Below are 8,180 nucleotides of genomic sequence, written 5' to 3'. Positions count from 1 at the left end.
CGCATCGACTGCCGGATCATCGCCGGGTGCGACGGGTTCCACGGGCCGAGCCGCAAGGCGATCCCGGCATCGGTCGGCAAGGAGTACCTGCGCGAGTATCCGTTCGGCTGGCTCGGCATCATGGCCGACGTGCCGCCGTGCAACCACGAGCTGATCTACGCCAACCACGAACGCGGCTTCGCGCTCGCCAGCATGCGCAGCCCGACGCGCAGCCGCTATTATGTCGACGTCCCGCTGACCGAGAAGGTCGAGGACTGGAGCGACGAGCGGGTGTGGGACGAACTGGCCATCCGCCTTGGCCCCGAGGCGGCCGCGCACATGACCCGCGGGCCTTCGATCGAAAAGTCGATCGCCCCGCTCAGGAGCTTCGTCTTCGCGCCGATGCGCCACGGCAGCCTGCTGCTGTGCGGCGATGCCGCCCACATCGTTCCGCCGACCGGCGCCAAGGGCCTCAATCTCGCTGCCAGCGACGTGCACTATGCCGCCGAGGCGTTGGTCCGGTTCTTCAGGGCGAACGATGCCGATGCCGTCGCCGGCTATTCGGACAAGGCGCTGGCACGGGTGTGGAAGTCGGAGCGGTTCAGCTGGTCGTTGACCCGGCTCATGCACCGCTTCCCCGAGGACGGGCCGTTCGAGCGGGCGATGCAGGTCGCCGAACTCGACTACATCGCTTCGAGCCGCGCGGCGCAGACCGCCATCGCCGAGAATTACGTTGGGTTGGCAGTTTGATATGGCCAAATCCATTGATCACCCGTAAATCTGTGATATATCAGAATGAGCGATTGCTAGGGCGTGAACCGCTTATGGGCGCATTCAGGCCCATCACCCTATTTATCACCCTTCAGAATTGGGCACCGAATAATGGAACAATTGGTTGAGGTAATAAATCTCTGGGCGGATGAGGAAGGTGTCTCTCACTTCCGTGACATCAAGATTCCACTAAATGCCCACCCGATGGGTGGTGCGCTCTCGGAGCCTCTGAAGACGTCTGGCTTGTGGTTTCGGCAGACCGAAGAAAACCAGGATCTTGGCTGGCATCCAGCTCCGCGACGCCAGCTCGTCGTTACCCTGAGCGGTGGGGTCGCCGAGTTGACCGCAAGCGATGGCGAAGCGCGTCTCATCCACCCAGGCGACATCGTGCTGGTCGAGGACACCTTTGGACAGGGCCACAAGTCAAAGGCGTTCGATGGCCTCCCACGCAACAGCATCTTCATCGCGCTGGAGGACTGAAATGACCACGATCGACGATCTGGCCTGTAAGATCGAATGTTCGGACCTTCTGGTGCGGCTATGCTCCGCCCTCGATGAGGGGCGCAACCAGGATGCTGCGGGCATGTTTACTGTCGATGCTTGCATCCATACTCCCGGAGGCGAGGTCCTTGAAGGTTCCGCCGCGCATGGATTCCTGGAGAGACGTCCGGCGTCAATCGCCACGCGCCATATCATGTCTAACCTGCTGGTAACGCCCACTGGTGTCGGCGCGGCGACGGCTACAGCCTACATTTTGGTTTACCGGGTTCCGAGGAGCGAGGGCGATACCTTGCCTCGCGTCCTTCCGGGGACCCCCCAGGCAGCCGGAGACTGGAGCATCGACCTGACGAAGACTGCGTCTGGTTGGAAGATCTCGCGTTACGCGGCCAGTCCCGTGCTCGAGCCCGCCAAGTAACCGCAGGAAAACTGGAGTTGAAAATGGGCAGATTCACAGATCGCTCCTATGTCGTGACCGGCGGATCAAATGGCATCGGTAAGGCAACCGCTTTGCGGATTGCAGAGGAAGGCGGCAAGGTTCTGGTCACCGGCTTGAACCCAGAGCGTCTCGCTGCCGTATCCAACCTGCATCCAAATATCACAGGGGTTCGCAACAACGCCCGGGAGCAAGCTGAGGCGGATGCGCTGGCAGAAAAGGTCAAACAGCAATTCGGGAAGATCGACGGGGTGTTTCTGAATGCAGGCATCGGTATTCCTTCACCTCTTGGCTCGATAACCCTGGACAGCTTCCGGGAGACTTTCGAACTAAACGTTGCTGGCGTGCTTTTCGGTGCGCAGTCGCTGGCACCGCTGATGAAGAGTGGCAGCTCGATGCTGCTTACCTGTTCAGGCGCCAAGTTGAAGGGAACGCCGGAAGCGGCGCTCTATGCCGGTTCGAAAGGTGCAATCCGTTCCATTGCTCTGGTTCTTGCGCGCGCATTGCTTGCTCAGGGCATAAGGGTGAACACGATCAGTCCTGGCCCGATCGCCACGGATTTCCACGGCGGTGGTGCGCTTCCGGCTGAACAGCAGGCCGAGATGGAGGCAGTGCTCAAAAAGATGATACCGTTGGGACGAGTCGGCGGGGTCGAGGAGGCGGTTGCTGTGGCCACCTTCCTGCTGTCGCCGGAATCCAGCTTTGTGACCGGGGCCGATTACCCCGTCGATGGCGGCGAGGCGCAGCTCTGATCGCGGATGAATAGTGCCCGCCTTCGGCCTCGTCGTTCTACGGACGATCGCTGCAACCGGGAGCAATGTCCGCCTTCTGTGTATGTGATCAGCCGCGTTCGGCCTTCAACAGCTTATCGACCAACTTGCGCATCAGGAACGGCCCCTTGTCTTGCGGCAAGAAGTGTTTCGTGTGGTCAGCCGACGTCAAATTCCAGATCTGCTGCTGCGCCTCGATCATTTGCCGGTCTTCCTCGAATGCGGCGTTGACCACTGCCATTCTTCGAGTCACGTGAGCGTCAGTTTCGGACGTGTTCCCGGACAGGCCGGTTGCGTAGAAATATGCGGTTCTGTTTGCACCTACCGGGGTGACGGCTTGCTGCTCGAAATTGCGCATCAGCGGTTCAATGCCGAGTGGGCGCTGTCGATTGCAGGCTGCGGCGGTTCCCGCCGCGTGCCGTTCGCCTTGCATGACGAATATTCCCGGAAAGGTGAAATCGATCTCGATCCAGGTATCCACCTTTAGCTCTGGCTTGCCGGGCAGCTCGGCTTCCTCGAACCAGCGCTCGAACCTGAGTCCCCGATCGCGGTGCGTTATTCGCGGCGCAGTTTCCGCCCAATCTGCGCCCGTCGCCCGCTTCAGGGATTCCCTATGCACGAAATCGACATGTGAAAGATCGCACAGGTTGTCGTGCAACAGTTGGTAGTGGGCATCGTACTCGATTTGAGATGCCATCATCGGGCGTCCAGGGGCGTTAATGCCGATGGCTCGCGGAACTTCGATGGCCGCTTCTCCACCCGGCTCGCCGGTCCAAACCCAAATCCAATCGTCCCGCTCAGTAACGGGATACGTCCGAAGCCTGCAGTCGGGGGCCGGCTGCACCAATGGCATGTCAACGCACTCACCTCGGGTACTGAATGTCATTCCGTGGTACATGCAGCGGATTGTGTCGCCGTGCACCTTTCCCCTGGACATTGGTGCATGACGATGCGGACATCGATCCTCCATTGCGTGCAGGACGCCTTCCCCATCGCGCCAAACGACAATTGGCTGCCCGATGATGACGCGGCCAAGCAACCCTTTCGGCTCCGCTACTTCGTGGCTCCAGCCAAAGACATACCAGCTGTTCTGAACAAACATGGATCTTGGTCTCGCGCTGAAACTCATGCTTCAATGCAGGCTTGGTCGAAGTCCAGGCGCGGGTTTCTGGGAAACAGCTTTTCGGGATCGCCGTATCCCAGATTGCACAGGAAGTTGGAACGCCAGCGCCCGTCAGGGAAGAACTCCCGGTCCAGTGCAGCATTGTCGAAACCGGAGATCGGCCCCGCATCGAGACCAATCGCACGGGCGGCAAGGATCAGGTAAGCGCCTTGCAACGAGGAATTGCGGAACGCGGTCTCCTCTATCAGGTCCGGTTTGCCACGATAGATTGCCTGTGCGTCAGCATGGGGAACCAGTTTCGGCAGGAACTCCGGAAAGTCGGTATCCCACGCGATAATCGCGCAGCATGCAGATCCAAGGACTTTGGCCTGGTTCGTTGGTACGCAGCAATTGGCTATGCGTGCCTTGGCGGTGTCACTCTTGGCGAAGACAAACCTGCCTGGATTGGCGTTGGTACTTGTGGGTGCCCACTTGAGGAGATCGTAGAGCTGCCTCAGGTCCGTATTCGCGATTGGGCGCTCCGACCAGATATAATGCGTTCGGGCAGTTCGGAACAAGCGATTGAGAGCCTCATCATTCACCGGTGACGACATTCCGATTTCCTGTCCCCTCGTAATTGCCTCTGCCCAGACATCTGATCAGGTAATCTGGCATCGACAGGGAATTCACGTTTATTCCGCTGCTTCTAGGTCAGCAGGGAAATGAAGAGGCGGGATTGGTCTCTGCCCCACGATCGACAAACCGTAGCCTGCGAGAGCAATCGGGCTCGTCGGGGAATTCGAAAGCGAGATCATCTCGTGGACGCCTAGCTCAGCGAGCACCTGCGCGCCCATGCCGTAGTCGCGCAAGGCATGCATTTCCACTGGATCCAATCCCTCTTGCCGTGCTTGCATGACCGTTGAGATATAGTCGGGTGTGGCTCGGTTCAGGACGACGATGACGCCCGATCCCGCTTCTGCGATTATTTCCATTGATCTCAGCAGCAAGCCCTCGCGGTCGCCTTTTCCGCCGAGACAATCCGAGATCAAGCTCATCTGGTGCATCCGCACCAACGTTGGACTTGTTGCGTCCAGTTTGCCTTTGACGAGCGCAAGCGTCTGGGCCTTGGTTGCCTTGTTGGAGAATCCGATGGCGTTCCAACTGCCGCCAAAATGGGACTCGAAAGCAAACTCGGATATCTTCTCGATATTGCTGTCAAATTTCCGGCGATAGGCAATCAGATCGCGAATTGTGCCAATACGAAGGCCATGACGCTCGCTGAACTGGATGAGATCCGGCATTCTGGCCATCGTCCCATCGTCTTTCAGAATCTCACATATGACGCCTGAGTGATCAAGTCCCGCGAGCCTAGCGACATCGACTGCCGCCTCAGTATGTCCCGCGCGCGTGAGCACCCCGCCGGCTCGTGCCGCAAGTGGAAATACGTGACCAGGTGTGACGATATCATCAGGTCCCATCGCCGAATTGACTGCGACGGCAATGGTGCGTGCACGATCTGCCGCAGAAATTCCAGTAGTCACGCCCGCTCGCGCTTCGATCGAGACCGTGAAGGCTGTTTCATGCCGGGTCCCGTTCATAGGACTCATGGGCCTGAGGCCGAGTTGCTCAACTCGCTCCGTTGTCAGGGCGAGACAAATCAGTCCGCGGCCATAGGTGGCCATGAAGTTTATAGCATCAGGCGTTGCCATTTGCCCAGGTATGACGAGATCTCCCTCGTTCTCCCGATCTTCGTCGTCCACCAGGATGAACATGCGGCCGTTGCGAGCTTCGTTGATTATCTCCTCGGGAGTCGACAATTCGAATTTCGCTTTGGTTGGGGCTGTCATGTCACCTACGCCTGTAGTTCTTGTGGGGACCGCGAGGAAAAGCTGCCGTAATTCCCATGCGAGTAGAGGAGTGATGCACGCTCCTCATCTCCCAATGAAATTGCCTCAATACTGCCGACAATCATCCAGTGGCTCCCGGCGCTGACAATGTCTTCGACGGAACATGCAAACGACACCAATGCGGATGACAGCAGGGGAGCCCCGTTAGGAGCAGCCAACCATTCACCTCGAGCGAACTTCTCAGCAGACGATGCCCGGCTGGCAAAGTGGGCTGCCACGGCCCGATCGTCCGAGGCCAAGACATTCACAGCAAAACGTCCGCTTGCCTTGATACCGGATGCCGTCTGACTCTTCTGGTTCAGGCAAACAAGTAGTGAGGGAGGCTGATCTGACAACGAACAGACTGCGGTCGCAGTACAACCGAGCCGATCGCCTGCGTGGTCACACGTAACGACATGGACCGACGCTGCAAGTCGCCTCATGCCTTCTCGAAAGAGACTAGAATCGACCACTTCGCACTCCCTTGCTCGCACGGAGAACGTCAATTTCTGCACGCGGCTGCGTTGGTATTGCGACGCCGAACGAACTGCCGATCCTGCGTGGTCCAGCCCTAGCCGCATACCTGTGCTTGCATTGCGGCGACAAACGCCTCCGGAGCGGTGTTTTGGATATCGTGCGTTGCCCCCTCGATGCGCACGACATGCGCATGGGGCACCGTAACCTGGAATTGATCGGCAAAGCTTTGCTTCAGGATTTCGTCTTCGGATCCAATCAGCAAGGTGGTTGGGACTTTGCCTCGGTGCGCAAATTCCTCGAGCGCGGAATTGTCGCCGGGGTAATCGGTCTTGGCCATCATCTTGAACCGCTTTCGCATTTGGTCGCGGAAGAAGTTGGCATCGGCCCAGGGCTTGCGCGGGTGTGGGGGAGGGGCAGGGTAGCCAGAAACGTCGGGGGCAGGGGCACCCGCTCGCAGGGCCTGAATGAACCCCTCGTCTGGATTGTGCAGATCCTCCTGCCGGTGGAAGACCATCGGTGCTTCCAGCGTAAGGGATTTGACCCGCTCGGGAAATTGTGCAGCGAGCCAGTAGGCATTTGCCCCGCCCATCGACGTGCCAATGAGATGGTAGCGAGCGATCCCAAGATCGGCGATTACCTCGGCAAGCACGATTGCCAGATGCCGCTGCTTCATTTCGGCTGCAAGCGCGGGGGTATCCCCCCAACCTGGAGGGTCCAATTCGATAACCCGATAGCTTTCGGCAAGGATATCCTTCGCCGTTGACATCTCCAAACCAGCGGATCCCGGCAGGCTGACGATTACATCGCCACTGCCTGCTTCGGCATAGGGAATGTCATATCCGAAGCACGCAACGCTATGCCGGGTGAACTTGCTGCCTGGAGCCATTGTTTGTCCTCTCATTCTCTTTGCGGGAGCTCGGATGGCCCGGTCAGACCTGGCCAACATGAGAGACCCGCCGAAGGTTGCACCGCCTCTGTGTTTAGGCGGCGGCTGGAGCCTTCAAGACGTCGGCCTTGTTCACGATCGGAATGACCTTTTCCCAAAGGGCATAGTTCCGCGCGATCTGCGCCTCGTCCATTGTCGGCGCGTGATAGGCCATAATGTTGCCCGCGCCGAGCCGACGGCACTGATCGATGATCTGCTCGGCAACGCTTTCAGGCGAACCGGTGATATATTCGTCGGGGCTGACCTGGAGCGCGCCGGTGGGGTCAACCTTTGGCGCTCCCGGGGTCAGATTTTTTTCCGCACGCGGAACCGCGGCGGCGTCCATGACCCCTGAATCCTTTACCGAACCTGCCGGTTTCATGGCGTCCTGTATGGCGACGCCTTCTTTTGCCAAGCGTGCGAACATGTCCTGGAATATAGACGCCATGCGCGCCTTGTTGCTCGCTTCGAGCTCTGCGGCCAATGCCTCGGCATCCGCCTGGGTATCCCAGATCAAGACCTGCCTGCGGACCCCGATATCGTCCGGCCCCACAGACCTGCCATGTTGGGCAGCCTCCTCACGATAGGCATCGAACGCGATCGCAGCAGTTTCAACCGGCTGATACCCCGTGCAGACCTTAAAGTTCCGCTGCGCAGCATCCCGGCAGGACCTTTCAGAGTAGATCGTCATCCAATGCCGGCGGCGTTGCTCCTTGCGTGGGCGGGGCATGACCGGAACGGCCTCGAGGTCAAAGAACTTGCCCTTGAGAGTGACGAACTTCCGCTCGTATGCGGACTGCAGGAAATCGAGTACTTCGATGTACATCGGACGGACGTCCTCTACCGGGATGCCCACGAAGCGGAATTCAGGCGGCACCCCACTCGCCACACCGACCTCAAGCCGGCCATGCGTAAGGTAGTCGAGCATGTTGAGTTCTTCCGCAAGCCGCCAGGGCTGGTGGAATGCCAGAACATTACCCATGACGCCGATCTTCATCTTTTCGGTCTTTGCCGCCAATGCAGCGATCAACAGGTTCGGACAGGGGCTCATTGCAGCTATGAAATGGTGTTCGCTGTAGAACACGCCTTCGAAGCCGCGCCCTTCGAGGCTGACCATAAGATCCAGGTTGTGATCGAAGGCCCGTTGGACCACCTCGTGGTCATCATAGTCAGGGGCGGCTTTGCCTGGCACCTGATTGAAATCGAAATCCCAAACCTTGATCACGACGAACTCTCCTGCTCCAACTCTCGATTCTGCCATTGATATATCAGTTGCAGCCACTCGCGCAAGGTCCTATTCGACCGAAGCGTACCAGAAGAAGCGGAGCGGGGGGGG

10 protein-coding genes are annotated in these 8,180 nt (G+C 58.9%); 4 read left to right on the top strand and 6 right to left on the bottom strand.

Annotated elements, in window-relative coordinates:
* The 4 genes from GRI89_RS14100 to GRI89_RS14085 form a co-directional block, all read left to right on the top strand.
* Positions 1-729 (top strand): 4-hydroxybenzoate 3-monooxygenase (locus GRI89_RS14100; RefSeq protein WP_159796968.1); only part of this gene is annotated, 729 nt, incomplete at its 5' end.
* A 132-nt stretch (positions 730-861) separates the two neighbouring features.
* Positions 862-1,230: a cupin domain-containing protein gene (locus tag GRI89_RS14095; RefSeq protein ID WP_159796965.1), complete on the top strand. Its 369-nt coding sequence runs from the start codon at positions 862-864 to the stop codon at positions 1,228-1,230.
* 1 nt (position 1,231) lies between these two features.
* A complete protein-coding gene (locus GRI89_RS14090) occupies positions 1,232-1,666 on the top strand; it encodes a nuclear transport factor 2 family protein (RefSeq protein ID WP_159796962.1) in 435 nt (144 codons plus the stop codon).
* A 23-nt stretch (positions 1,667-1,689) separates the two neighbouring features.
* A complete protein-coding gene (locus tag GRI89_RS14085; RefSeq protein WP_159796959.1) occupies positions 1,690-2,436 on the top strand; it encodes an SDR family NAD(P)-dependent oxidoreductase in 747 nt (248 codons plus the stop codon).
* Positions 2,437-2,524: 88 nt separating this feature from the next.
* Here GRI89_RS14085 and GRI89_RS14080 read toward each other — a convergent pair whose 3' ends face one another.
* The 6 genes from GRI89_RS14080 to GRI89_RS14055 all read right to left on the bottom strand — a co-directional run bounded on the left by GRI89_RS14080 (position 2,525) and on the right by GRI89_RS14055 (position 8,069).
* Complete coding sequence (locus tag GRI89_RS14080) at positions 2,525-3,583, bottom strand: aromatic ring-hydroxylating oxygenase subunit alpha (protein WP_159796956.1); 1,059 nt, start codon at positions 3,581-3,583, stop codon at positions 2,525-2,527.
* Positions 3,580-4,170 (bottom strand): malonic semialdehyde reductase, encoded by a 591-nt coding sequence (locus tag GRI89_RS14075; RefSeq protein WP_159796953.1) that lies wholly within the window; start codon positions 4,168-4,170, stop codon positions 3,580-3,582. Before GRI89_RS14075 ends, GRI89_RS14080 begins: the two co-directional genes overlap by 4 nt.
* Positions 4,171-4,248: 78 nt before the next feature.
* A complete protein-coding gene (ribB, locus tag GRI89_RS14070) occupies positions 4,249-5,403 on the bottom strand; it encodes a 3,4-dihydroxy-2-butanone-4-phosphate synthase (RefSeq protein ID WP_159796950.1) in 1,155 nt (384 codons plus the stop codon).
* 5 nt (positions 5,404-5,408) lie between these two features.
* Complete coding sequence (locus GRI89_RS18395) at positions 5,409-5,885, bottom strand: flavin reductase family protein (protein WP_159796946.1); 477 nt, start codon at positions 5,883-5,885, stop codon at positions 5,409-5,411.
* A 128-nt stretch (positions 5,886-6,013) separates the two neighbouring features.
* Complete coding sequence (locus GRI89_RS14060) at positions 6,014-6,805, bottom strand: alpha/beta fold hydrolase (RefSeq protein ID WP_159796943.1); 792 nt, start codon at positions 6,803-6,805, stop codon at positions 6,014-6,016.
* Positions 6,806-6,899: 94 nt separating this feature from the next.
* On the bottom strand, positions 6,900-8,069 hold the full coding sequence (locus GRI89_RS14055) for an LLM class flavin-dependent oxidoreductase (RefSeq protein ID WP_159796940.1): 1,170 nt from the start codon (positions 8,067-8,069) through the stop codon (positions 6,900-6,902).
* Between the last annotated feature and the right edge of the window lie 111 nt (positions 8,070-8,180).

The sequence above is a fragment of the Croceibacterium salegens genome, from assembly GCF_009827435.1.
Lineage (GTDB): Bacteria > Pseudomonadota > Alphaproteobacteria > Sphingomonadales > Sphingomonadaceae > Croceibacterium_B > Croceibacterium_B salegens.
This window is presented reverse-complemented; position numbering and strand designations above follow the sequence as displayed.